Raw genomic sequence first — 23,995 nt, forward strand, 5'->3', positions numbered from 1 at the left:
ATTATAATGTGTAAAGCTTTATGAAAACAGGCGATCGTGCAGGTTTTCAGAACAGACAAGTTTATATTGTGGGGAAGCTCCTGGAAACAGGAACTTTCCCATAGGCTGATGCATATAAGAACAGCGAGGAGAACATGCGAGATCATGTTTTTCCTCGCTGTTTGAGTATACGGAAGGTTAGAGACAGGCAACTTTTACCAGGGGATATCTGGAAGGATTTCTTTCATTTGCGGATCTTATGATGGTTCGACCTGAATTTCAGGCTTATGTTTTATAGTCTGTATGCAAAGTGCAGACTGATTGGAGTGTTTTATATGATTACAATATTATCGAGCTTATTTATAAAAAACAGAGATCAGGTCGGAGACGGCAATGTGCGCCGCGCCTACGGAATGCTCTGCAGCATCGTCGGGATCGCACTCAACGTCTGCCTATTTGCCGGCAAGTACCTGGCGGGAGTGATCAGCGGATCGATCGCCATCACGGCGGATGCGTTTAACAACCTGTCAGATGCAGGATCATCATTTATCTCCCTGGTGGGGTTCAAATTTTCCGGAATGAAGGCAGATGCGGACCATCCGTTCGGACACGGTAGGATCGAGTATGTGTCCGGCTTCGGCGTTTCCATGATCATCATCCTGATGGGATTTGAGCTCTTAAAGACATCGGTCGGGAAGATCTTTCATCCGGAACCGGTCGAGACAAGCACTCTGGCGGTCGGAATCCTCATTGTCTCTATCTGCGTGAAGGCATATATGTTCTTCTATAACCGTTCCGTGGGAACGAAGATCCAGTCGGAGACGATGAAGGCGACAGCGATGGACAGTATGAGTGACTCCATCGCGACAACGGCAGTCCTGGTCTCGATGGGGATCGCGTATGCGACGGGAGTCAACGTGGACGGATGGTGCGGATGTCTGGTTGCATGCTTTGTTCTCTACGCGGGATATGGCGCTGCGAAGGATACTTTAAATCCACTCCTCGGAGAGGCACCGTCAAAAGAATTTGTCGATGAGATCAAGTCCATCGTACTCGCGCATCCGGAGATCCTTGGGATCCACGATCTTGTGGTACATGACTACGGCCCGGGAAGACGCATGATCTCCCTGCACGGGGAAGTATCCGGTGACAGCGATATTTTTGAGATCCACGATGTGATCGACAGGATCGAGAAAGAATTAAAGAGAAAACTCGGCTGTGAAGCTGTGATCCATATGGACCCGATCGTTGTCAATGACGAGAAGATTAACGAGACGAAAAAAGAGGTCGTGGAGATGATCCGGGAAAATTTCCCGGGTGTCACGATCCACGATTTCCGGATGGTGCAGGGACCAACCCACACGAACCTGATCTTCGACGCAGCCGTTCCGTTCCAATATGGAAAGACAAACGAGGAAGTAAAGAAAGGGATCGCGAAGCTGATCACAGAGAAGTGGAGCAACTATTATGCGGTGATCCAGGCGGAGCAGTCGTATACGGAATAGGAAAGAAATGATAACAGAATCCTGAAGAATTACGGAAAAAATATAAATCCGACATACAAATGAATTGCGGAAGAGAGCGGAACCTGTTATATTGTCAATAGATGCTGCCTGAAGATACAGGCGAAAAAGGTCCTGCGCCGGAAAGGCGTCCGGACGGTAAAAACAAGGAGGTCTCTCTTATGAAAAAGTGGAAAATGGTCCTGACAGCTGCGATGCCGCTTGCAATGGCACTCTCGTTCCCTGCATTTGCGGGTGAGTGGCAGGAAGACATGAACGGCTGGAAATACCAGAATGATGACGGTTCCTACTGTAGAAACGGCTGGTACTGGCTGGATGGTGATCATGACGGCTGGGCACAGTGCTATTATTTCGGAAATACCGGATATGCGATGACTGATTACGGTCGTGCGGACGGTTATGAGATCGACAAGAATGGCGCGTGGAGCGTAAACAGTGTAACCCAGGTGAAGTCGGTTCCGACTGATGTGGAAGAGAATGATCCGGAGGCCATGGAAGTTTACGAGGAAGCGCAGCAGTTAAATGAAACGCTCAAGAGCGAAAATATCGATGTGAACTACCGGATTACAACATCTTATCTTGATGAAACTCTGGATATGACTATGGACATGAACATCAAGATGAGGGAGACGGAAGACGGAAACATCGAATTCCTCTGCGACGGAACATCCAATACACTGGGAACAGAGGTGCCGATCGAGATGTTCTATACGGGCGGCAACATGTATGTGGACATGATGGGAATTAAATATAAGCAGCCGATGTCTTTGGAAGATGCTGCAAAGCAGGCGACCCAGCTCGATATGAACCTGGGTACAGATGTGATCAAAGGTCTAAGAATGTATCAGAACGGCGATACAAAGAAACTTGCCTACAACATCAACGAAGATAAGATCAATGAAGTGATCCAGGCGATCACCGGTGCGACAGCAGAGACATATGCGACTCTCGGTGTTGGCATGGACATGAAGGTCAACGAGGCAAACGGCGAGATGACGATCAACAAAGATGGCTACTACGAGAACATGAAGATCTTCATGGATGTTACAATGAACATTACAGATATGGAGACATCTGAGGTCGATGTGATGAACTACAAGATCGACATGAACATGGACTGCAAGAATCCGGGTAAGGAAGTTCTCTTTGAACTCCCGTCCACAGACGGATTTGAGGAGCTGAATCTTCTGGATCTGACAGGTGAGGAGCAGGAGTAAAAACGGTACATCAGTCTGGGCTCTGCGGATAGACGGCAGACGGGACAAACCTGCAATAAATACAAATGAAGAGTGAATGCCGGAAATAATGCCGGAGAAAACGGGCGCTGCCTTTGAATCCTTATGGATCCAGGCAGCGCCTGTTTATATACGGTGCGCCGGGGGCAGATGGATTCACACAATGGATTCACACAACATGAGAGAACTTTAAGAGAGCTGCCGGTATAAAATATGAAATATTCGGACAGATTTTACAGGATCTCATATATTGATAAAAAGGGACAACAGAGGGAATGTATGGCTTCTGTCAGTTTATGCATGATCGTCCGCAATGAAGAACAGGTCCTTGGAAGATGCCTTTCCTGTGTGAAAGATTTTGCGGATGAGATCATCATTGTCGATACCGGTTCAAACGACAAAACAAAGGAAATCGCGTCATTGTTTACGGATCAGATCTATGATTTTCCCTGGATCGATGATTTTGCGGCGGCGAGGAATTTTGCGTTTCAGAAAGGAACGGGAGACTATCTTTTCTGGCTGGATGCGGATGATGTGATCACGGAAGAAGAGCAAAAGAAACTGATGAAACTAAAAATGCGTCTGGATCAGGAGAAAACGGACGTGGTGATGATGAAATATGCGGTTGGATATGACGGAAGCGGAAGTCCGTCATTTTTCTTTTATCGGGAACGTCTTCTGAGAAGATGCGAAAGAGCGGTATGGAAAGGGCGGATCCATGAGGTGATCGAACCGTTTGGAAAGACAGTGCGGGAAGATATTCTGATCGAACATCGGAAGATCGGGACGGGAGATCCAGACCGCAATCTCAGGATCTTTGAAAAGATGATACGGGAGAAGGGAAAAATCGCGGGCCTGACTGCGCGTGAACACTATTACTATGGAAAGGAACTGTATTACCATAAACGATATAAAGAGGCGGCCGGTGTGTTTTTGACTTATCTGGAAAGGTCTGACGGCTGGCACATCGACCGGATAGACGCGTGCAGGCACGGGGCATTTTGCATGTATCAGCTGGGAAAGCGGGATGAGGCACTTTCTTTTCTGCTCATGGGTCTGCGGGAAGGAATTCCGGGACCGGAACTTTGCTGTGATCTTGGATGGTGGTTCTTTTCCGGAAAGCGGTATGCGGATGCGGAATTCTGGTACCGCCAGGCACTGAAAACGGGAAGATTGGCCGGGGAGGAAGGATTTATCATGCCGGAATACCGCGGGTATATTCCGTATCTCCAGCTTTGCGTATGCCTTGACCGGATGGGAGAGAGAAAAAAAGCGTGCTGGTATAACGAGCTGGCGGAACAATGCCATCCGGGAACGGAAGCGTGCAGAAAGAACCGGGAATATTTTGCACGGATCGGAATGAGAAAATAAAAATGCTGCGGCAGGATCAAGGCCGCGGATGGAGCGATAAAGAGAGCAGGAACGAATATGGACGGGCAGCATAAAGTATAGTAAACGGATATCCGGTTACGGAATATTCGTGAAAAATAAGGAGAAGGAGATTCAGATATGAGAAATATGGATTATGATCCTTATCGTGATGCCGGCTGTATAGGGGAGCGAAATCGCTGTGAAAATGGATGCCAGGGCGCGGGATGCGGCGGAAACTGCGGACGGCCGGGTGGAAACTGCTGCTGCAGAGGTCCGATGGGGCCGAGAGGTCCGCAGGGATGCCCGGGGCCGATAGGGCCACAGGGACCGACCGGTCCGCAGGGATTTCCTGGATATGACGGTGCGCAGGGGCCGATTGGTCCGACAGGGGCGCAGGGCCCGGTGGGAGCGACAGGAGCGCAAGGTCCGGTAGGAGCGACTGGTCCAACCGGAGCAACCGGAGCAGTAGGCCCGGCAGGCCCAGCTGGAGAGGCAGGAGCGCAGGGTCCAACAGGAGCAACCGGAGCAGCAGGTCCGGCAGGTCCGGCTGGAGCGACAGGAGCGCAGGGTCCGGTGGGAGCGACGGGACCGACAGGGGCAACCGGAGCAGCAGGCCCGGCTGGAGAGGCAGGAGCGCAGGGTCCAACCGGAGCAACCGGAGCAGTAGGCCCGACAGGCCCGACTGGAGCAACCGGCCCGGCAGGCCCAACAGGGGCGACAGGCCCAACGGGAGCAACTGGTCCAACAGGCCCGGCAGGAACTGTGACAGCGGCAGCTCCGGTCGCGGACGCGACGAGCACGGAAGATGTGGTAGCTCAGCTGAATGCCCTGATGGCAAGCCTTCGGACTGCAGGTCTTCTGGCAGTCGATGATTGAGAATGCCCGGAGAGGAGATCCACAGCCACAGCCGGATCTCCTCTCCGGTTCTTGCATGGAAGAACTACATATGATAAAATGCAGTAGGAGACAGCAGGTGAACATGCGTGTTTCATGACAGCAGAAAACTGCGCAGCACGTTATGACAGAATTTCAGGAGGCAGAAATGAGTGAAAAGATACAGTACGGGATCGATCCGGACGAATATGTAAAAAATAATCCCTTTATGGAATATACGAATATGAAGATCGAAAAGATCTCACCGGAGTGCAGCGAGATCAGCATGAAGATCACACATGGCGTCACAAACCTGATGGGAATGGTACATGGCGGAATGCTCTATGCACTCGCAGATGTGGTCACGGGACTGACGGCGAGAGCAGATGGAAAGAAGTATGTGACTCAGAGCGCACATGTGAATTTTATCCGGAACGTATCGGAAGGGACTGTCCATGCGAAGGGGATCCTGGTCCGCCGTGGCCGTACGATCACGATCGTGCGGAGTGAGGTGACAGATGAGAAAGGAAATCTCCTTGCAGATGTGACGGTGGACATGTTCTGTCTGGGAGAAAAATAATAGTAAGAAAATACTGTGAACGGCAGCATGGTACTGGACCATGGATGCGGTACCTGACAACACAGGCGCATGCCCGGGATGTGCGGCTGTGGAATGGGGCAGGAAACGGATGATCCCGAGAGATAAAAATGATGGAAAATCCGCTTGGAAAACAGACAAAAACAGCAAAAATCACAAAGGTTAAAAATGAGACAACTCATCCAGGCGTGTCATGGTCGGAAAATGCCGTATTTTCAAAGAAAATTTAAGGTTTCACCTTGACATGCGGAAAATCTCTGTATATAATAATGGGGCGTGCATCGGGTACGTCCCGTTTTTTTGTGCGCATAAAGGCTGAAAGCAGCAACCAACAGTCAATATCACAGGAGGTGAAAAGAATGCCAACATTTAACCAGTTAGTAAGAAAAGGTAGAGAGACTGCTGTAAAGAAATCTACAGCTCCGGCACTCCAGAAAGGATACAATTCCCTTCATAAGAAAGCCACAGATACATCTGCTCCGCAGAAGAGAGGTGTATGCACAGCTGTTAAGACTGCAACTCCTAAGAAGCCGAACTCCGCTCTTAGAAAGATTGCCAGAGTACGTCTTTCCAACGGTATTGAAGTAACAAGCTATATCCCGGGTGAGGGACATAACCTTCAGGAGCACTCCGTTGTTCTGATCCGTGGTGGTCGTGTTAAGGACCTTCCGGGTACCAGATACCACATCATCAGAGGTACTCTTGATACTGCAGGCGTTGCCAACAGAAGACAGGCTCGCTCCAAGTACGGCGCAAAGAGACCGAAAGATAAAAAATAAGGTTATTACAAAGTAATAACTGCTACTCAAATGTAGTGCAGCGGAGTTCAGGTATTCCGTCTCAAGCAGAACGGTCAATAGCTTGAACAACCGCAAGAGGGATCACTAACAGGAATAAAGTGAATGCAGATAACGCATATTAGTGCCGGTGGTATTTGACCTGTGGTTGCAGGAAATAGATAGAAAACCGCGCGCGAACACATTTTATGGAAACATGTGAGTACCGATGATATAATTTTTATAATTAAGGAGGGAAGTAACGTGCCACGTAAAGGACATACTCAGAAAAGAGACGTATTAGCAGACCCGCTTTACAGCAACAAAGTTGTAACCAAGCTGATCAACAACATCATGCTTGATGGTAAGAGGGGCGTTGCTCAGAAGATTGTTTATGGCGCTTTCGAAGAGGTCGCTGAGAAGACCGGTAAGGACGCTGTAGAAGTATTCGAAGAGGCTATGAACAACATCATGCCGGTTCTCGAAGTTAAGGCAAAACGTATCGGTGGTGCAACATACCAGGTACCGATCGAGGTTAAGCCGGAGAGAAGACAGGCATTAGGCCTTCGCTGGATCACTCTCTATTCCCGTAAGAGAAGCGAGAAGACCCAGGTAGAGAGACTTGCAAACGAGATTATGGATGCAGCTAACAACACAGGCGCATCTGTAAAGAAGAAAGAGGAAATGCATAAGATGGCTGAGGCTAACAAGGCATTTGCTCACTACAGATTCTAATAGGAGGAAAAATCCTTGGCTGGAAGAGAATATCCGTTAGAGAGAACCAGAAATATCGGAATCATGGCTCATATCGATGCTGGTAAGACAACAACGACAGAGCGTATCCTTTATTATACTGGTATTAACTATAAGATCGGTGATACTCACGAAGGTACAGCTACCATGGACTGGATGGAGCAGGAGCAGGAGAGAGGTATCACAATCACATCCGCAGCTACGACTTGTCACTGGACACTCCAGGAAAAGACAAAGCCGAAGGCTGGCGCACTTGAGCACCGTATCAACATCATCGATACACCAGGCCACGTAGACTTCACTGTTGAGGTTGAGCGTTCCCTCCGTGTACTTGATGGCGCTGTCGGCGTTTTCTGTGCAAAGGGTGGTGTAGAGCCGCAGTCTGAGAATGTATGGCGTCAGGCTGATACCTACAATGTACCGAGAATGGCATTCGTCAACAAGATGGATATCCTTGGTGCAAACTTCTACGCTTGTGTAGATCAGATCCGCAACAGACTTGGCAAGAATGCAATCTGCATTCAGCTCCCGATCGGTAAGGAAGACGAGTTCAAGGGAATCATCGACCTGTTCGAAATGCAGGCTTACATCTACAACGATGAAAAGGGTGATGATATCTCCGTAACAGACATTCCGGAAGATATGAAGGATGATGCAGAGCTTTACCACAGCGAGCTCGTTGAGAAGATCTGCGAGCTTGATGATGACCTCATGATGCAGTATCTTGAGGGTGAAGAGCCGACCGTTGACGAGATGAAGAAGGTTCTTCGTAAAGCTACATGTGAGTGTGATGCAGTTCCGGTATGCTGCGGTACAGCATACAGAAACAAGGGCGTACAGAAACTCCTTGATGCGATCATCGAGTACATGCCGTCTCCGCTTGACATCCCGCCGATCAAAGGTGTTGACCTTGAGGGCAACGAGGTTGTTCGTCATTCTTCCGATGATGAGCCGTTCTCCGCACTTGCATTCAAGATCATGACAGACCCGTTCGTAGGTAAACTTGCATTCTTCCGTGTTTACTCCGGTACAATGAATTCCGGTTCCTACGTATTAAATGCAACAAAAGACAAAAAAGAGCGTGTTGGCCGTATTCTTCAGATGCATGCAAACAAGAGACACGAGCTTGACAAGGTTTACTCTGGTGATATCGCAGCAGCTGTTGGCTTCAAGGCCACAACGACTGGTGATACAATCTGTGACGAGCAGCATCCGGTAATCCTTGAGTCCATGGTATTCCCGGAGCCGGTTATCGATATCGCAATCGAGCCGAAGACAAAAGCCGGACAGGATAAGATGGGCGAGGCTCTTGCAAAGCTTGCTGAAGAGGACCCGACATTCCGTGTTCATACAGATACAGAAACAGGCCAGACAATCATCTCCGGTATGGGTGAGCTTCACCTCGAGATCATCGTTGACCGTCTCCTTCGTGAATTCAAGGTAGAGGCTAACGTTGGTGCTCCGCAGGTAGCTTACAAGGAGACAATGACTAAGGCTGTTGATGTAGACAGCAAGTACGCGAAGCAGTCCGGTGGTCGTGGTCAGTACGGTCACTGTAAAGTACACTTCACACCGATGGATCCGAACGGTGAAGAGACATTCAAGTTCACTTCTTCCGTTGTCGGCGGTGCTATTCCGAAGGAATACATCCCGGCTGTCGGCGAAGGTATCGAAGAGGCTACAAAGGCTGGTATCCTTGGCGGATTCCCGGTACTCGGCGTAGCTGCAGATGTATACGACGGATCTTACCACGAGGTCGACTCTTCCGAGATGGCCTTCCACATCGCTGGATCCATGGCATTCAAGGATGCTATGGCGAAAGGTAACCCGGTACTTCTTGAGCCGATCATGAAGGTTGAGGTTACAATGCCTGAGGAGTACATGGGCGACGTTATCGGTGACGTTAACGCACGTCGTGGACGTATCGAGGGTATGGAAGATATCGGCGGCGGCAAGATGGTTAAGGCATATGTTCCGCTTGCTGAGATGTTCGGCTACTCCACAGACCTTCGTTCCAGAACACAGGGTCGTGGTAACTACTCCATGTTCTTCGAGAAGTACGAGCAGGTACCGAAGAGCGTTCAGGAGAAGATCATCGCTGAGAGAAAGGGCGCTGCGAAATAATCGCAGTTTCCCTTTGTATTAGGCAAGAATAGGCTTGAAAAACTTTTTCGAATAGAATATAATAGTATTCAGCCTAAGTTAAATATAATAGCCCAATGGGCGCAAATTAAGGAGGACGTTTTAAAATGGCAAAAGCTAAGTTTGAAAGAACCAAACCGCATTGTAACATTGGTACCATTGGACACGTTGACCATGGTAAAACAACATTAACAGCAGCAATCACAAAAGTTCTTGCAGCAAGAGTTGCAGGTAACACAGCTGAGAACTTTGAAGATATCGATAAAGCTCCGGAAGAGAGAGAGCGTGGTATCACAATCTCCACAGCTCACGTTGAGTATCAGACAGAGAAGAGACACTATGCACACGTTGACTGCCCAGGCCATGCTGACTATGTAAAGAACATGATCACTGGTGCTGCTCAGATGGATGGTGCTATCCTCGTTGTAGCTGCTACTGATGGTGTTATGGCTCAGACAAGAGAGCACATCCTGCTTTCCCGTCAGGTAGGCGTACCGTACATCGTAGTATTCATGAACAAGTGCGATATGGTTGACGATCCGGAGCTTCTTGAGCTCGTAGAGATGGAGATCAGAGACCTTCTTAACGAGTACGAGTTCCCGGGCGATGACACTCCGATCATCCAGGGTTCCGCTCTTAAGGCTCTTGAGGATCCGAACGGTCCGTGGGGCGACAAGATCATGGAACTTATGGACGCTGTAGATAGCTACATTCCGGATCCGGTTCGTGACACAGATAAGCCGTTCCTTATGCCGATCGAGGATGTATTCACAATCACAGGTCGTGGTACAGTTGCTACAGGCCGTGTAGAGCGTGGTACTCTTAAACTCAACGATGAGGTTGAGATCGTTGGTATTCACGAGGAGACTCGTAAGACAGTTGTAACTGGTATCGAGATGTTCCGTAAGCTCCTTGACCAGGCTCAGGCTGGTGATAACATCGGTGCTCTTCTTCGTGGTGTTCAGAGAACAGAGATCCAGAGAGGTCAGTGTCTTGTTAAACCGGGTTCCGTAACCTGCCACAAGAAATTCACAGCTCAGGTTTACGTTCTTACTAAAGACGAGGGTGGCCGTCATACACCGTTCTTCAACAACTATCGTCCGCAGTTCTACTTCAGAACAACAGACGTTACAGGCGTTTGCGAGCTTCCGGAAGGTACAGAGATGTGCATGCCGGGCGACAACGTTGAGATGACAATCGAGCTTATCCATCCGGTAGCTATGGAGCAGGGTCTTCGTTTCGCTATCCGTGAGGGCGGCAGAACTGTTGGTTCCGGTAGAGTTGCTACAATCATCGAGTAATTAATTCGAAATTTAATATATAGTATCTCCGTGAGATATTTGTGTCCAAGCGTAAGAGACCCGCAGAACAAAGTTCTGCGGGTTTTTCTGTATTTTGAAAAAACATCAACAGAACGCTTGATCCGCATCCTTGGAGAACCAACCAGAACCTACAAAGATCGGATTTTCGAATGCTATTATCGGACCGAAAAACGGCATTGGAAGTTTATAATGCGATGGAGCATGTTATGTCACAGCTGATATAGAAGATAAGAGTGTATCTGTCCAAAATGCACATAGATAAAGAAGGAGTGTTGTTTCATAGAGCGTGAAAAGATTATCTGCCCCTAACTGGTTTTATGCTTGACTAACCGATAGTTTGAAGAGTATCCTGTAAAAGAAGATACAAAAAGAATAATGCAGAGAAAGATGTCAGACAATATATAGCGAACATAAAAGGAAACTTATTGTAGAGTATAGAATCAGGGGGCGTAATCATGCAGGCTTTATCAACAGCGAAATCCGGGGAACGGTACACGATTAAATGGATGCTTGGAAATCAGCAGGTGATGGATTTTCTTCACCGCCACGATTTCTGCGAGGGGAATGCGGTTGACGTGATCCAGCAGAACAATGACTGGATGATCATCGGAAATGATGGATGCAGACTTGCAATCGGATGCGAGGTTGCAGACCGGATCCAGGTGTAAAAGAAAGTAAAAGAGTGAGAACGGCGGTTGGAATTTCGATCATGAGATCGGATAGATCCGGCTGCCGTTTCTCTATGTGTAACGGAATGAGAAGAAAACCATATTTATGTGGATCCAAGGTGCCGGAAGCAATCATGTACAAAATTCGAAACGGATGATTTGCCACGTTTGAAAACTGTTTTTACGAAATTCGAATAACAGATGGTTCCTGCTCGGAAAATCCGGGATGGCGAAGGATCGTTGATGCAACTGCGCAGAGTTACCTGTTTACCAGATGTGAGTGACAAGTGCGATGCCTTATGTTATTCTTGGAACAGAATGGTTATCAGGAGAGTGGGGGAAGAATTACAATGGTAAAAATCTATGGAACACTGGGGCCTGCATGTCAGGATGAAAAGATCCTGACGGAAATGTTTGCGCTTGGAATGACCGGAATGAGGTTGAATTTATCCCATGTGACACTGGCAGAGTCCGGGGAGCTGATCGGGAAGATGAAGTGGGCGGCAGAATCATGCGGGGTGAAGCCGCAGCTCCTGATCGATCTTCAGGGACCGGAGCTTCGCACAGGGGCGGTTGCGGAGCCAATCCTGCTGAAGAATGAAGAAATCGTGGAGATCTGTGCGGCGGCTGATTGGAAGACTGAAAATGAAAGAAATGACAGATGTGGGGATATGGATCTGATTCGTTCAGCAACGGATCAGAAAGATCAGAAGGTTGTTGAATTTTTAGAAAAAAACAGCAGAGAAGAATTAACGGAAACGGCCGATAAAAAGAAAAACAGTGAAAGTTCGCCGGTGCAAAACCGGACATCTGCTCAGAGGATGTCTGCCCGGATCGAGCTGCCGGATATTACGATCCCATACCTGATTCCAGGGCAGGAGATTCTCCTCGATGATGGGAAAATTCACCTGAAGGTTGTGGAAAATTCGGAGAATATAAAGCCGGGAAGTGGAGAAAAACGGAGATATTTCGCAAAGGTACTCTGGGGTGGACTGTTGAAGAGCAGAAAGAGTGCAGCATTTCCGGGAGCGAAGATCAATTCTCCGACACTGACAAAAGCTGATCTTGAAAATATCCGGCTCGCGAAAGAGATGGGCGTAACAGGAGTCATGCAGCCGTTTGTGCGGGGACGGGAAGATCTGGAATGTGTAAAAAATGCTCTGCAGGAAGCCGGAGCTGAGGATGTGAAGCTTTTTGCAAAGATCGAGAATCTGGACGGAGTACGGAAACTGGAAGAGCTGCTTCCGGGAGCCGATGAGATCGTAATTGCCAGAGGAGATCTTGGAAATGCGGTCCATCTTTGGGACCTTCCCAGTGTGCAGAGAGAAATCTCGCAGAAATGCCAGGCGACCGGAAAACCGTTTATGGTGGTGACGCAGATGCTTGCGTCCATGGAGCGGAACCCTGTTCCGACCCGCGCGGAGGTGAATGATATCTTCCACGCGGTGCTGGACGGTGCTTCGTCCGTTATGGTGACTGGGGAGACTGCGGCCGGAGATTATCCGGTGGAGGTGATCCGGTATCTGGTCAATACGGTGAGAAGTGCGGAACTTGTGAGACACGGGTAGAAAAATGAAGTCAAAAGGCTCTATATCGATCGGTGGTGGATTCCTGGAATCCCACCTGATTATTGATATAGAGCCTTTATTTACGCGAACAACGAGCCAATGTCCGCGCTTGCGCGAGACCTTGGCAACTGTCCGGATAGATCCGGAAAATATGTGGAGTAACGATGCAGTTCAGTGTGGATCAAAGCGAATTGTCTGCACTGACCGGTGTTTGGTGGAGGCAATACCGGGAACGGTTACGGTTGCGGCAGCGTTTTTGGATTTCACATGCAGGTCCATACAGATTCCGTAAATGTGAGAACAAAAATTACCGGAGTTGCTCCTGACTGCCCGCGAGGAAAATCCGAAGAACATTTTCAGCAGTCCGCTCCAGATTCTCCTTTGCATGCTCCATGGCCTCTTCAAGTGTTATGATGCCGGGGACAGTATCGAAGATCGCGTCAATCCCAAATTTATAGAGAGCTTCACAGCCCTCGCCTTTTGCACCGGCGATCGCAACGACAGGGACGTTCCTGATCTTTTTTGCGCGGGAGGCAACGCCAACCGGGACTTTTCCGAGTGCGGACTGGGAGTCGATCCGGCCTTCTCCGGTGATGACAAGGTCTGCGAGTTTCACGTGCTCATCGAAATTTGTGAGATCCAGGACGAGATCAATCCCGGAACAGATCGTAACCGGAAAATACGGGATAATTCCGCAGAGAAGGCCGCCTGCAGCACCGCTGCCATCGGTTTCCGCTGTGCTGCATTTCAGTTGATCTTTTAATACAGATGCATAGTGATCCAGAGCTGAATCCAGGATCCTGACCTGATCAGGAGTGGCTCCCTTTTGCGGACCGAAAATGGCAGCGGCTCCGGAAGATCCACAGAGTCGGTTTTTCACATCGCATGCAATGACAAATTCACATTCGCTTGCCTCAGTCAGCAGACCAGCTGTGGAGATCTGAGCAAGTTCGCTTAGATGAACACCGCCAGGGGCGAGTTCTTTTCCGGTCTTGTCGAGAAAGGAAATTCCAAGCGCCTGAGCCAGTCCGGCACCGCCATCGGTCGTGGCGCTTCCTCCGAGACCTAAAATGATCTTTTTTACGCCATGTTCCAACGCATGTCGGATCAGCTCTCCGGTTCCGAATGTGGAAGCGCGAAGAGCATCCCGCTCCTTAGGCTTTAACAAGGTAAGTCCGGAGGCTGCCGCAGTCTCGATCACAGCGCTCCCATCCGGCAAAAGTCCATATTCGGCTGTGATAGCCCGTCCCAACGGATCATGCGCGGGAACGCGGACCTTTGTTCCATTCATGGCTGCAACGAGGGCATCTACAGTTCCCTCACCGCCGTCAGCGACGGGAATTTTCGTGACAGCCACATCGGGGATCACGGCTTTTGCGGCAGATTCGATGGTGTCAGTGACTTCACGGGCAGAGCAGCTTCCCTTAAAGGAATCCGCGGCGATCAGTATATTCATGGTTAATTCCTCCTGAAATTGAAGCAAAGATGCCAGGGCAGATCCTCTTTATATGAATTTTAGTATGTATCAAGCGGCGGCTGCACGGAATCCGGCAGCGGGCAGGTGTAGTGTCCGCCGTTTCGCTTTGTGACTTCCTTCTTTGCCGCTTCGATCACGTCCGGGCGGTCCATCGTTCGGATGCAGGAGAGAGCCAGGACTTTTGCGGCAGTCAAGAGACCTTTGTGGGCCAGCGGGCTGCAGGACTGGGCAACCATCTGCCAGGAATGTCCTACATTTCCGACGCACGCGGTAGCAATGTTGATGTTTAAGGTCGGTGCTGCATAGCCGACATCGCCGACATCGGTGGAACCGGCGGTCAGTTTGATCTTATCCGGGTTGAACGGATGGATCTCGGAATCCAGCGGTTTTTCGAGGATCTCTTCGAGACGGTCTTCCCCGTAAGTCTCGATGATCTGTGCGCGGATATTTTCCATTGTGGTTTCCGGATAGGTATTTAAGAATTCTTTCGCCATCGCGTAATCTGCATCATCCCATTTCGGAGCACCGACTTCCTGTAAACACTCATCGGCAACTTTTGCGAGGGCATTGTTCGGAAGGTATTCCGTGAATGCCATGGAAAGTTCACACTCCACGGAGGTATCGGTCATGATGGAGGCGCCGCGGGCAACGTTTTTCACGCGCTCGAAGAGCTCTTTTACCTGGTATACCCACGGGGAACGGACCTCGTAGCGGATCGTTGCGTGATCCTGGACAACGTTCGGGGCAGTTCCGCCTGCATCAATGTAGGCATAATGGATTCTTGCCTCCGGGATCATGTGTTCTCTTAAGTAGTTGCAGCCGACGTTCATGAGTTCTACGGCATCCAGAGCGCTTCTTCCGAGATACGGGGTCGCGCCGGCATGGGAGGCAACGCCTTTAAAATAGAAGTTTGCACCCATGATCGCATTGCTGTGGTTGCATTCGACGGCGTTTTTTGTTGCCGGATGCCAGGAGTATACGAAATCAACGTTGTCGAACATTCCGGCGCGGGCCATAAACTGTTTGGCACCGGCACCTTCCTCAGCAGGGCAGCCGAAGTAGATGATCGTTCCGTCTTTCTTATTTGCGATCAGGTATTCTTTCACAGCGATCGCTGCTGCGAGCGCACCGGTTCCGAGTGCGCAGTGACCGCATCCATGGCCGGGAGCGCCTTCCGTCAGAGGTTCTTTGTGCGGATCTGCTGCTTTCTGGCTTAAGGATGAGAGTGCATCGTACTCTCCGAGAATTCCCATGACCGGTTTTCCGGTTCCGTAGGAGAAGGTTCCGGTAAAGCAGGTTGGGATTCCGGCATCGCCCTCGGTCAGGGTAAAGCCTTCTTCTTTTAAGATGGATTTTAACAGGGCTGCTGATCTTGTCTCGTGGAAAGCGAGTTCCGCGTATTCCCAGATCTTATCGTTGGCATCCAGGATTTTTGCAGATTTCTCGTCGATCACACGGGTGAGAAATTCCAGGTCTTTGTTCATGTGGGGTCCGTCCTTTCTTTTAGGGTGTGGGCGATGCCGGAGCCTTTTACACTGCACCGCATTATAGGGATAGTTTACTACAGTTTCTGGAAAAGTACAATGGGAAATATGATATGATTGTATTGGCGAAAGTACGCGGTGAGCTTCCGAGCAGGAGCACTCAGGGATGCGGGGATGGTTCCTCTAAGCTCCCGGGAGACTGCTAAAGACGGAAAAACGATGACACAACTCGCTGCGCTCAAACAAGTGTCATCTTTTTTCCAACGCAGTCACCCGGGACCTAAGAGGAGCCAGATCCCCGGATCAAGGTGCTCCTGTTCGGAAGCTCACCGCTGGTAGTTATTGGGAAAATGGAAAAAGCACAGAGGGCAATACTCCTATGTCTTGCGGCAATTCTGCGGCAGATATTTACCATGCGAGGAAGAACGTGATATAATCGTGACAGTAATGCGAGAAAACTATCTGGATAGATAAAAATCAGGAGGAAATATATATGTCAAAACTGATCTATGTCGCGGATGACGAGAAAAACATCTGTTTTCTGATAGAGAATTTCCTGGAAAAAGAGGGATATGAGGTGGAGTGTTTCGGGGATGGAGAGTCTCTTCTGGAGGCGTTTGAGAAAAAAGCTCCGGATCTCTGTATCCTGGACATTATGATGCCGGGAATGGACGGACTGACGGTCTGCACGCAGATCCGGAAGACGAGCCATGTTCCGATCATCATCGTTTCCGCAAAGGATTCCCCGCTGGACCGCATCACGGGGATCACTCTCGGAAGTGATGACTATATGGTGAAACCGTTCCTGCCGCTGGAACTCGTGACGAGAGTCAAAGCGTTGTTCCGCCGCGTGGATGCGTTCTCCGGACAGGAGGAAGAGTCGAAGGATTCCTATGAGATCGGGGATATCAGACTTTACCCGAAGCGCCGCGCTGCGAAGTTAAAGGATGAGGAGTTTGCCCTGACTCCGCTGGAATTTGATTTTCTGTGCCACATGCTGGAGCGGAAGGAACATGCGGCGAGCCGCGATGACCTCTTAAAATCCCTGTGGAAGGTGGACAGCAAGGAAGTAGACACGAGAGCTGTGGATGATATGGTGAAACGTCTCAGAAAGAAGCTGAAGGACCAGAAGAGTACTGTGAAGATCGAGACGGTATGGGGATATGGCTTCCGCCTGACGAGTGGAGGAGAGGAATGAAATTAAGTATCCGGATGAAGATCTTCCTCCCAGTGATGCTGCTTTTGATCGCGTTTCCGGTGGCGGCATGGTTCGTGTTCAGCTATGCGCTGGACGGACATATGAGCTACAATGCGAAGCGGGATCTGGGGCAGATGGTGAAGACCGTGGAGGAACTTACGGAGGAGTACAGCAACGTGGATGTGCCGGATGAGAACAGCGCACAGGATGACCGCGGAAGTCTCCTGAATGCCCTGAGAAACTCGGCCCAGACGGAGTCCGGTGAGACGAAGATGCTGGTGATCGGAAAGAATTACCGCGTACTGTATCCGAAAAACTACGATGATCAGCCGGAGATGACCCAGATGTACTCGGAATTCCTGATAAGAATGACAGGAAATGATCCTTCGTTTGAAAGCGGGGAGATCTCCGAGGAGATGATCGGAGATACGAGATACATGCTCTATTTTCTTGATGTGGGGCAGAAACGGTCGGGGCGTGTCCAGAATATCCTGCTGTACTGCCCGATCCATGATACAAGCGTGATCTTACATGAAGTGTCGAGACTGGTGCTCATGATCATGGGGGTCATGGCGGGAGTCTCCATCGTGCTGTTCTGGTTTGTAGCTGGAAGTATCTCAAATCCGGTGAGCCGCCTCTGTGAGGCAGCGCGCGGGATCGGTGAAAAGAAGTTTAAAAAGGTGGAGACCGGGACAAACGTAAAAGAGCTTTATGAACTGGAGAATGAGATCAACCAGATGCAGGACAATCTTTTGAAGGCGGACGAGGCGGAGCGCGTCTTTTTCCAGAATGCGTCCCATGAACTCCGTACCCCGCTCATGTCCATCAGCGGCTATGCCCAGGGGATCCAGCGAGGTGTCTTTGAAGATACATCCCAGGCAGCAGGAGTGATCCTGGATGAGAGCAGCCGTCTGACGGAGGTGGTCGACGGGATCCTGACGCTCACGAGAATGGACCAGATGCGCTACCAGGTCGTTCCGGTGGAGCTGGGGATCCGGGAATATATCGAGGATCAGATCGAGCGGCTGGAAGGTCTTGCTTACCAGAAAAAAATAAAACTGGAATTTTTGCCGGGAGACGAGCATAAGATTATCTCGGATGTGATGCTGCTCGGGCGGGCGTTCTCAAATGTGACATCAAACTGTATCCGCTATGCAAAGGAGACGGTTCAGATTTCTGTGGAAGAGTCGGGGGATCAGCTGAAACTTACGATCCGCGACGATGGACCGGGGATTGCAGAGAATGATCTGCCGCATCTGTTCGACCGTTTTTATAAAGGAAAGAACGGAAATCACGGGCTGGGGCTTTCCATCGCGAAGCGTTCCATGGAATATATGGGAGGCGATATCGCGGCAGAAAGCTCGCCGGACGGTGCCGTGTTTACGATCATACTGCCGCAGGATTGCCGCAGCTTTGCCGTAGAAGAATGGACGGAAGTGTGATAAGATGGTAACAGTTCAGAGGAAGGATTCTCTGTACACGAAAACATGGAAAATATCTGCGGATTTTTGGAAATCTGTTATCAGCTTACATCACAGGAGGACACAATGATGAAGAAGATTTTATTTTTATTCGGTCTTCTGGTATGTCTTGCGGGAATGCCGCTTACGGCCTTTGCGGATAATAAGACTGCGAAGCAGACGTATGAGACAGCAATCTCAGACAACTGGAAAACGATGTTAAAGAACAGTATCGCTCTGGATACGATCAATGCGGAGAATAATACGCATCTGCTGGAATGGCAGGATGTGAAGAATCCGTCGGATGAGGCGGTAAAACTTGTGGATAAGATCCAGAAGCTCCAGGCGGAGCAGGAAGAAGATCAGGAGAGTATGGACCCTTACACAAAGGCGAAGAAATCCTGTGACGCGAAATTAAACGCGGACGGCGCGAATGCGGCGCTCGAGAACATTATCCGGATCCAGAAGGACCGTCTGAGCGATCAGAAGGAACTGCAGGCGCTGTGGGCGAAGGTTGATAAACTGTTAAAGTAGAGCGCAGGTTCAGCTCTGAAAACCGCCTGCCCGGTGGAACAAAGATCTGACAGGAACGGGTTCCGGTGAGCAGGTCCAGAAAAATAACCTGAAACATGGTTTCTTACGAAAGAAAAACGGCTGTGAAGAAAAGAATCACTTCACAGCCGTTTTTGTGCTCATTTTTCTGTAAAAAACATCGGTTTATGGATCTCGCTGGCGGGCCAGGAGAATTTCTGCCATTTCGATACGAGATATTCAGCCCTGAAAATCCGCCAGGTCCGGGATATATTCCTTCAGGATCTCCGGGTGATAGTTCGCGATGAGTGTTTCCGGGAAGTTTAACTCTTTTAAGAGGGCCTCCGCGCGCGCGTGGTCGCCGACCGATGTCGTAAAGTGTGCATCGCTGTTCATGATGACCGGAACCTTGTAGCTGGCGCAGAGCGGGAGAATGATCCTGTCATTTTCATATGCGTGGATGCGGGAACCGCCTGGTGTCAGGGAGGTGTTGTTGAGCTCGATCATGCGGTGGTTGTCCTTTGCGGCTTTTACGACCGCCTCATAGTCCAGTGGAAATTTTCCATCATCCGGATGTCCGAGGATCGTGACATACGGATTTTTTAACGCTGTGAGCACCGCGAAGGTGTTGTCTTCCATTGTTCCCGGTTTCAGGCAGAGGTCATGGAGACTGACGACTGTGTAGGATAAGCGCTTTAACATCCGCTCTGACAGGTCGATGGTCCCGCTGTAGTCCACGATGTTTAATTCACATCCGAATAAAAGACGGACACCCTCTAAGACCGGCGGGATCACATTGAAGTTGCAGAATTGCATTTCCCCGCAGCTTCCCGGCATGGACGGGGCGTGCTCGGTGATGCCGAGGATCGGCAGGTTCTTTAATGCAGCGGCATGGACCATCTCCGTGATGGTTCCGTAGGCATGTCCGCTCGCGATGGTATGGGTATGCAGATCAGCATAATCTTTCATGGTAAATGCCTCCAAAAATATCAGAAAATTCCTGTTTCAGTTCAGAAAATTCCTACCTGTGTACAGTAATCACTATGCGTTACAGTCTACGGGCATTTCATACCCGCACACTGTAACGGGATTTTGCCGATGCTTCGCATTCCGAATCGGCAAAATCTGCGACCATAACGGTGTCATACGGAATTTTCAGTTCAGAAAATTCCTACCTGTGTACAGTAATCACTATGCACATTTTATCATAAAATTTTTATGAAAACTATGGCAAATATTCACAGAATATGGTTAAATAGAGGAAGAAATTATCATCCATTCTTATGGCCTTTTTATAGAAATAAGCGGAATAAAAATGGAGGATGAGAAAAGGAGAGATGAAATATGGAATCCATGGACGATTACAAAGAGGAGTTAGAAGCTTCCCTTAAAAAAATTAGAGTTGGCGATGTTGTGACTGGTACCGTGCTTGATGTGACAGATGACGCGGTGATCGTGGACTTAAAGACCTACGCGGACGGCGTGATCCGCAAAGAAGATCTGAGCGAAGATCCTGATTTCAACATGGCGGAGATGATCCATCCGGGTGATGAGATCACGGCGACCGTGATGGCGACAAATGACGGGGAAGGAAACATGGTCCTCTCCAAAAAGGAGGCAAACCAGGTCCTTGCGTGGGATAAACTGAAGACTATGATGGAAGAGCGCACGGTCGTTCCGGTAAAGATCTCCGAGATCGTAAACGCAGGTGCTGTCGCATATCTGGAAGGGATCCGCGGCTTTATCCCGGCTTCCCGCCTCAGCGACGAGTATGTGGAAGATTTAAAGGAATTCGACGGAAAGACGATCGAAGTGACTGTGATCACGGCAGATGAGGAGACACACCGTCTCGTATTATCCGGACGCGAGGCAGCGAGAGAGAAAAAACAGGAAGAGACAAATAAAAAGATCGCAAAATGTGAAGTCGGCGCTGTCATGAACGGCACGGTCGAGACCTTAAAGGATTACGGCGCATTTGTTGAGCTGGAAAACGGACTTACCGGTCTCCTTCACATCTCCCAGATCAGCACAAAGCGGATCAAACATCCGGGTGCGGTGCTGAAAGAGGGACAGAACGTAAAAGTAAAGATCATCTCCACCGCGAACAACAAGATCAGTCTGTCCATGAAAGAGCTGATCGAGGAGGAAGCGGAGAGAGAAGCTGAGGACACCTACGGATATAAGGAAGAAGGTCAGGCAAGCACAGGTCTTGCGGATCTCTTAAAGGGTCTGAAGCTGTAGCAGGAAAGCGTGAAGACATGGTCGCATGGACGGAACGTTCCCGGCTGCAAAGAAAGGGGGCGTCAGCATGACGAAAGAGTCTGGAGAGTTTGATCAGATCGATCAGTGGAAATCAACGATGTTTTTATACAGCTCCGCGTTAAAATCCATCAACACGAAGATCGAGATCTTAAATAATGAATTTATCCAGTTATACAATTACAACCCGATCGAACACATCACTTCCCGGTTAAAGACGCCGGAGAGCATCGTGAAAAAGCTGAAGCACGATGGATGTGAGGTCACGATCGATAACATGGTGGAGCATTTAAACGACATCGCGGGGATCCGGATCATCTGTTCCTTTATGTCCGATATTTATCCCATCGCGGATATGATCGCCAGACAGGCGGATATTACAGTCCTGCATGTCAAGGACTACATTAAATATCCGAAGGCGAACGGATATAAGAGCTACCATATGGTGGTGACGATCCCGGTCTATCTGTCGGAGGGAAAGAGAGATACGAAGGTCGAGATCCAGATCCGCACCATCGCGATGGACTTCTGGGCGTCCCTGGAACACAAGATCGCTTATAAGTTTGAGGGAAAGGCACCGGATTATCTGGAACGGGAGTTAAAGTCCTGTGCAGATATGGTGGATATGCTGGATATGAAGATGTTCTCCTTAAACCAGGCGATCATGGCCGTCGAGGAGGAAGAGCGCAGGCGTGAGGAAGAAAAGCGCCGCGAGCGTGAGAAAGCAGAAAGAAAACAGGAGGAACTTGCAGGAAACGGTCCGACATAGACCGTTTTCGGCTGTTTTGATGACAGAAAGTTCCAAGACGAAAGATCTGCACTCCGGAAAAGCGGATGCAGAGCGGCCAGTCTGGAGGAAAGATAGATGAGAGTCGTACTACAGAGAGTAAAACATGCGTCGGTACATGTGGACGGGCGGGAGACCGGTTCCATCGGACAGGGATTCCTGATCCTTCTCGGTGTATCTGATGAGGATGATGAGACGATCGCAGATAAAATGGCGGACAAGATCTGCAGACTCCGCATTTTTGAGGATGAGAACGGAAAGACGAACCGCTCTCTTCAGGATGTGGGCGGCGAGATCCTTGTGGTGAGCCAGTTTACACTGTATGCAGACTGCCGGAAGGGCAACCGTCCGAGCTTTACTGGTGCAGGAGCGCCGGATCATGCGAACCGTCTCTATGAATATTTTATGGAACAGTGCAAAAAGCATGTGGAAAAAGTGGCGCACGGGGAGTTTGGAGCGGATATGAAGGTGGATCTGCTGAATGACGGACCGTTTACACTGATGCTGGACAGCAAAGAGCTGTTCCCGAAATAGGATACTATTACACATACGGAGGATTTTTAGAATGAACGGCAAAGATCTTGAAAAAGCACTTCTCTGGGAAGCTCCGCATATCGGCGAAAAAGCGCCGGAGCAGATCCCGGAGGCACAGGATTTCTGTGAGGGATATAAGACATTCTTAAATGAGGGAAAAACAGAGAGAGAATGCGTGAAAAAAGCAGTTACACTCCTGGAAAACGCAGGATATCAGAAATTTGATCCGAAAGCTTCCTACAAAGCAGGGGATAAGATCTACTGGAACAACCGGAAGAAGGCGATCATTGCTTCCACAATCGGAACAAAAGATCTGAACGAGGGATTGAGGATGAACGGTGCCCACATCGATTCCCCGCGCCTGGATTTAAAACCGAATCCGCTGTTTGAGAAGGATGAGATCGCATATTTAAAACCGCACTATTACGGCGGGATCCGCAAATACCAGTGGGGGACCGTGCCGTTATCCATGCATGGCGTCGTTGTAAAAGCTGACGGAGAGGTCGTTGAGATCTCCATCGGCGAAAATGAGGGCGATCCGCAATTCTGCGTGACAGATCTTCTCCCTCATCTCGCTTCCGAACAGAACGGGAGAAAGCTCGCGGAAGGTTTAAAGGGCGAGGAACTCAATATTATCATCGGTTCGATCCCGTACCATGACGAGGAGAACGAGAAAATCAAAAATCCGGCAAAGCTTCTTGCGATGAAGTTACTGAACGAGCGCTACGGGATCACGGAAAAAGATTTCACCCGTGCGGAGATCGAGATGGTCCCGGCATACAAGGCAGTCGATATCGGACTTGACCGCGGACTTGTGGGAGCTTACGGCCAGGATGACCGCGTCTGCGCGTACACAGCTCTGATGGCGGAGATCGGGACAAAGAATCCGGAACACACGACATTTACGATCCTTACGGACAAAGAGGAGATCGGTTCTGTCGGGAATACGGGACTTCACTCGGACTATGTCCATCATGCGGTCGAGGACCTCGCGGAGAGCTTCGGGGCGGACACAAAGACTGTGCTGCGCCATTCCATCTGCCTTTCTTCCGATGTAAACGCGGCTTATGATCCGACGTTCGCGAGTGTATACGAGAGCAGAAACTCGAGTTATGTAAACAAAGGCTGCGTGCTCACAAAATATACAGGCGCGAGAGGAAAGTCCGGCAGCAGCGATGCAAGCGCGGAGACGATGGCAAAGGTCATCGGCATCATGGAAGAGAACGGTGTGTACTGGCAGACCGGTGAGCTCGGTGCAGTCGATGCGGGCGGTGGCGGAACGATCGCCCAGTATGTGGCGATGATGGATGTGGATGTTGTGGACCTCGGCGTTCCGATCCTTTCCATGCACGCACCGTTTGAGCTGGCTTCGAAGCTTGATGTATACAATACATATAAGGCGTTCTGTGCGTTCTATAAATAAATGCGGATGACGGCTGGACCGGCAGGAGCTGTGT

The 23,995-nt window shown here is 49.7% G+C and carries 21 protein-coding genes; 18 read left to right on the top strand and 3 right to left on the bottom strand.

Annotation, left to right across the window (positions count from 1 at the left end; all coding sequences use genetic code 11):
• Window positions 1-314 precede the first annotated feature (314 nt).
• From ACXMYH_RS02400 to ACXMYH_RS02450, 11 genes are all read left to right on the top strand, one after another.
• Window positions 315-1,484 carry a cation diffusion facilitator family transporter gene (locus ACXMYH_RS02400; RefSeq protein WP_118530055.1) on the top strand — a complete coding sequence of 390 codons (1,170 nt, stop codon included), beginning with the start codon at window positions 315-317 and terminating at the stop codon, window positions 1,482-1,484.
• A 179-nt stretch (window positions 1,485-1,663) separates the two neighbouring features.
• Entirely contained in the window at window positions 1,664-2,719 is a 1,056-nt protein-coding gene (locus tag ACXMYH_RS02405; RefSeq protein ID WP_147352714.1) for a DUF6612 family protein, read from the top strand.
• Window positions 2,720-3,016: 297 nt separating this feature from the next.
• On the top strand, window positions 3,017-4,108 hold the full coding sequence (locus tag ACXMYH_RS02410) for a glycosyltransferase (RefSeq protein WP_486555453.1): 1,092 nt from the start codon (window positions 3,017-3,019) through the stop codon (window positions 4,106-4,108).
• 138 nt (window positions 4,109-4,246) lie between these two features.
• On the top strand, window positions 4,247-4,984 hold the full coding sequence (locus tag ACXMYH_RS02415; protein ID WP_486555454.1) for a collagen-like domain-containing protein: 738 nt from the start codon (window positions 4,247-4,249) through the stop codon (window positions 4,982-4,984).
• A gap of 166 nt (window positions 4,985-5,150) precedes the next feature.
• Window positions 5,151-5,561, top strand: coding sequence for a PaaI family thioesterase (locus ACXMYH_RS02420; protein ID WP_118297454.1), 411 nt, complete (start codon window positions 5,151-5,153; stop codon window positions 5,559-5,561).
• Between the two features lie 377 nt (window positions 5,562-5,938).
• Window positions 5,939-6,358, top strand: coding sequence for a 30S ribosomal protein S12 (rpsL, locus tag ACXMYH_RS02425; protein ID WP_118297453.1), 420 nt, complete (start codon window positions 5,939-5,941; stop codon window positions 6,356-6,358).
• Window positions 6,359-6,619: 261 nt separating this feature from the next.
• Window positions 6,620-7,090, top strand: a complete 471-nt coding sequence (gene rpsG / locus ACXMYH_RS02430; protein ID WP_021905592.1) for a 30S ribosomal protein S7 — start codon at window positions 6,620-6,622, stop codon at window positions 7,088-7,090.
• Window positions 7,091-7,105: 15 nt separating this feature from the next.
• Window positions 7,106-9,232 carry an elongation factor G gene (gene fusA / locus ACXMYH_RS02435; RefSeq protein ID WP_486555455.1) on the top strand — a complete coding sequence of 709 codons (2,127 nt, stop codon included), beginning with the start codon at window positions 7,106-7,108 and terminating at the stop codon, window positions 9,230-9,232.
• Window positions 9,233-9,357: 125 nt separating this feature from the next.
• Window positions 9,358-10,551 (top strand): elongation factor Tu, encoded by a 1,194-nt coding sequence (gene tuf / locus ACXMYH_RS02440; protein ID WP_118530051.1) that lies wholly within the window; start codon window positions 9,358-9,360, stop codon window positions 10,549-10,551.
• A 476-nt stretch (window positions 10,552-11,027) separates the two neighbouring features.
• Window positions 11,028-11,240, top strand: a complete 213-nt coding sequence (locus ACXMYH_RS02445; RefSeq protein WP_215702097.1) for a FeoA family protein — start codon at window positions 11,028-11,030, stop codon at window positions 11,238-11,240.
• A 350-nt stretch (window positions 11,241-11,590) separates the two neighbouring features.
• Window positions 11,591-12,808 (top strand): pyruvate kinase, encoded by a 1,218-nt coding sequence (locus ACXMYH_RS02450; protein ID WP_486555456.1) that lies wholly within the window; start codon window positions 11,591-11,593, stop codon window positions 12,806-12,808.
• A gap of 307 nt (window positions 12,809-13,115) precedes the next feature.
• On the opposite strand, the gene ACXMYH_RS02455 is transcribed toward ACXMYH_RS02450, so the two are convergent.
• Both ACXMYH_RS02455 and ACXMYH_RS02460 read right to left on the bottom strand, forming a co-directional pair.
• Window positions 13,116-14,264: a glycerate kinase gene (locus tag ACXMYH_RS02455; protein ID WP_486555457.1), complete on the bottom strand. Its 1,149-nt coding sequence runs from the start codon at window positions 14,262-14,264 to the stop codon at window positions 13,116-13,118.
• 59 nt (window positions 14,265-14,323) lie between these two features.
• On the bottom strand, window positions 14,324-15,769 hold the full coding sequence (locus tag ACXMYH_RS02460; RefSeq protein ID WP_118321721.1) for an amidohydrolase: 1,446 nt from the start codon (window positions 15,767-15,769) through the stop codon (window positions 14,324-14,326).
• 493 nt (window positions 15,770-16,262) lie between these two features.
• Here ACXMYH_RS02460 and ACXMYH_RS02465 point away from each other — a divergent pair, with 493 nt between their 5' ends.
• The 3 genes from ACXMYH_RS02465 to ACXMYH_RS02475 all read left to right on the top strand — a co-directional run bounded on the left by ACXMYH_RS02465 (window position 16,263) and on the right by ACXMYH_RS02475 (window position 18,961).
• Window positions 16,263-16,967: a response regulator transcription factor gene (locus ACXMYH_RS02465; protein ID WP_486555458.1), complete on the top strand. Its 705-nt coding sequence runs from the start codon at window positions 16,263-16,265 to the stop codon at window positions 16,965-16,967.
• Window positions 16,964-18,409, top strand: a complete 1,446-nt coding sequence (locus ACXMYH_RS02470) for a sensor histidine kinase (protein ID WP_215702093.1) — start codon at window positions 16,964-16,966, stop codon at window positions 18,407-18,409. Before ACXMYH_RS02465 ends, ACXMYH_RS02470 begins: the two co-directional genes overlap by 4 nt.
• A 105-nt stretch (window positions 18,410-18,514) precedes the next feature.
• Window positions 18,515-18,961: a hypothetical protein gene (locus tag ACXMYH_RS02475; RefSeq protein WP_142411843.1), complete on the top strand. Its 447-nt coding sequence runs from the start codon at window positions 18,515-18,517 to the stop codon at window positions 18,959-18,961.
• 237 nt (window positions 18,962-19,198) lie between these two features.
• Here the strand turns inward: ACXMYH_RS02475 and ACXMYH_RS02480 are convergent, their stop codons facing one another.
• On the bottom strand, window positions 19,199-19,927 hold the full coding sequence (locus tag ACXMYH_RS02480) for a phosphatase (protein WP_118297442.1): 729 nt from the start codon (window positions 19,925-19,927) through the stop codon (window positions 19,199-19,201).
• Window positions 19,928-20,302: 375 nt separating this feature from the next.
• On the opposite strand from ACXMYH_RS02480, the gene ACXMYH_RS02485 reads away from it, so the two are divergent.
• From ACXMYH_RS02485 to ACXMYH_RS02500, 4 genes are all read left to right on the top strand, one after another.
• Window positions 20,303-21,199 (top strand): S1 RNA-binding domain-containing protein, encoded by an 897-nt coding sequence (locus tag ACXMYH_RS02485; RefSeq protein ID WP_118321723.1) that lies wholly within the window; start codon window positions 20,303-20,305, stop codon window positions 21,197-21,199.
• A 67-nt stretch (window positions 21,200-21,266) separates the two neighbouring features.
• Window positions 21,267-21,986 (top strand): GTP pyrophosphokinase, encoded by a 720-nt coding sequence (locus ACXMYH_RS02490; protein ID WP_118530362.1) that lies wholly within the window; start codon window positions 21,267-21,269, stop codon window positions 21,984-21,986.
• Between the two features lie 96 nt (window positions 21,987-22,082).
• Window positions 22,083-22,538 (top strand): D-aminoacyl-tRNA deacylase, encoded by a 456-nt coding sequence (gene dtd / locus ACXMYH_RS02495; RefSeq protein WP_118321724.1) that lies wholly within the window; start codon window positions 22,083-22,085, stop codon window positions 22,536-22,538.
• 31 nt (window positions 22,539-22,569) lie between these two features.
• Window positions 22,570-23,961 carry an aminopeptidase gene (locus ACXMYH_RS02500; protein WP_215702091.1) on the top strand — a complete coding sequence of 464 codons (1,392 nt, stop codon included), beginning with the start codon at window positions 22,570-22,572 and terminating at the stop codon, window positions 23,959-23,961.
• The last annotated feature ends 34 nt before the right edge of the window (window positions 23,962-23,995 follow it).

The sequence above is a fragment of the Pilosibacter sp. NGB245 genome (genome assembly GCF_057397225.1).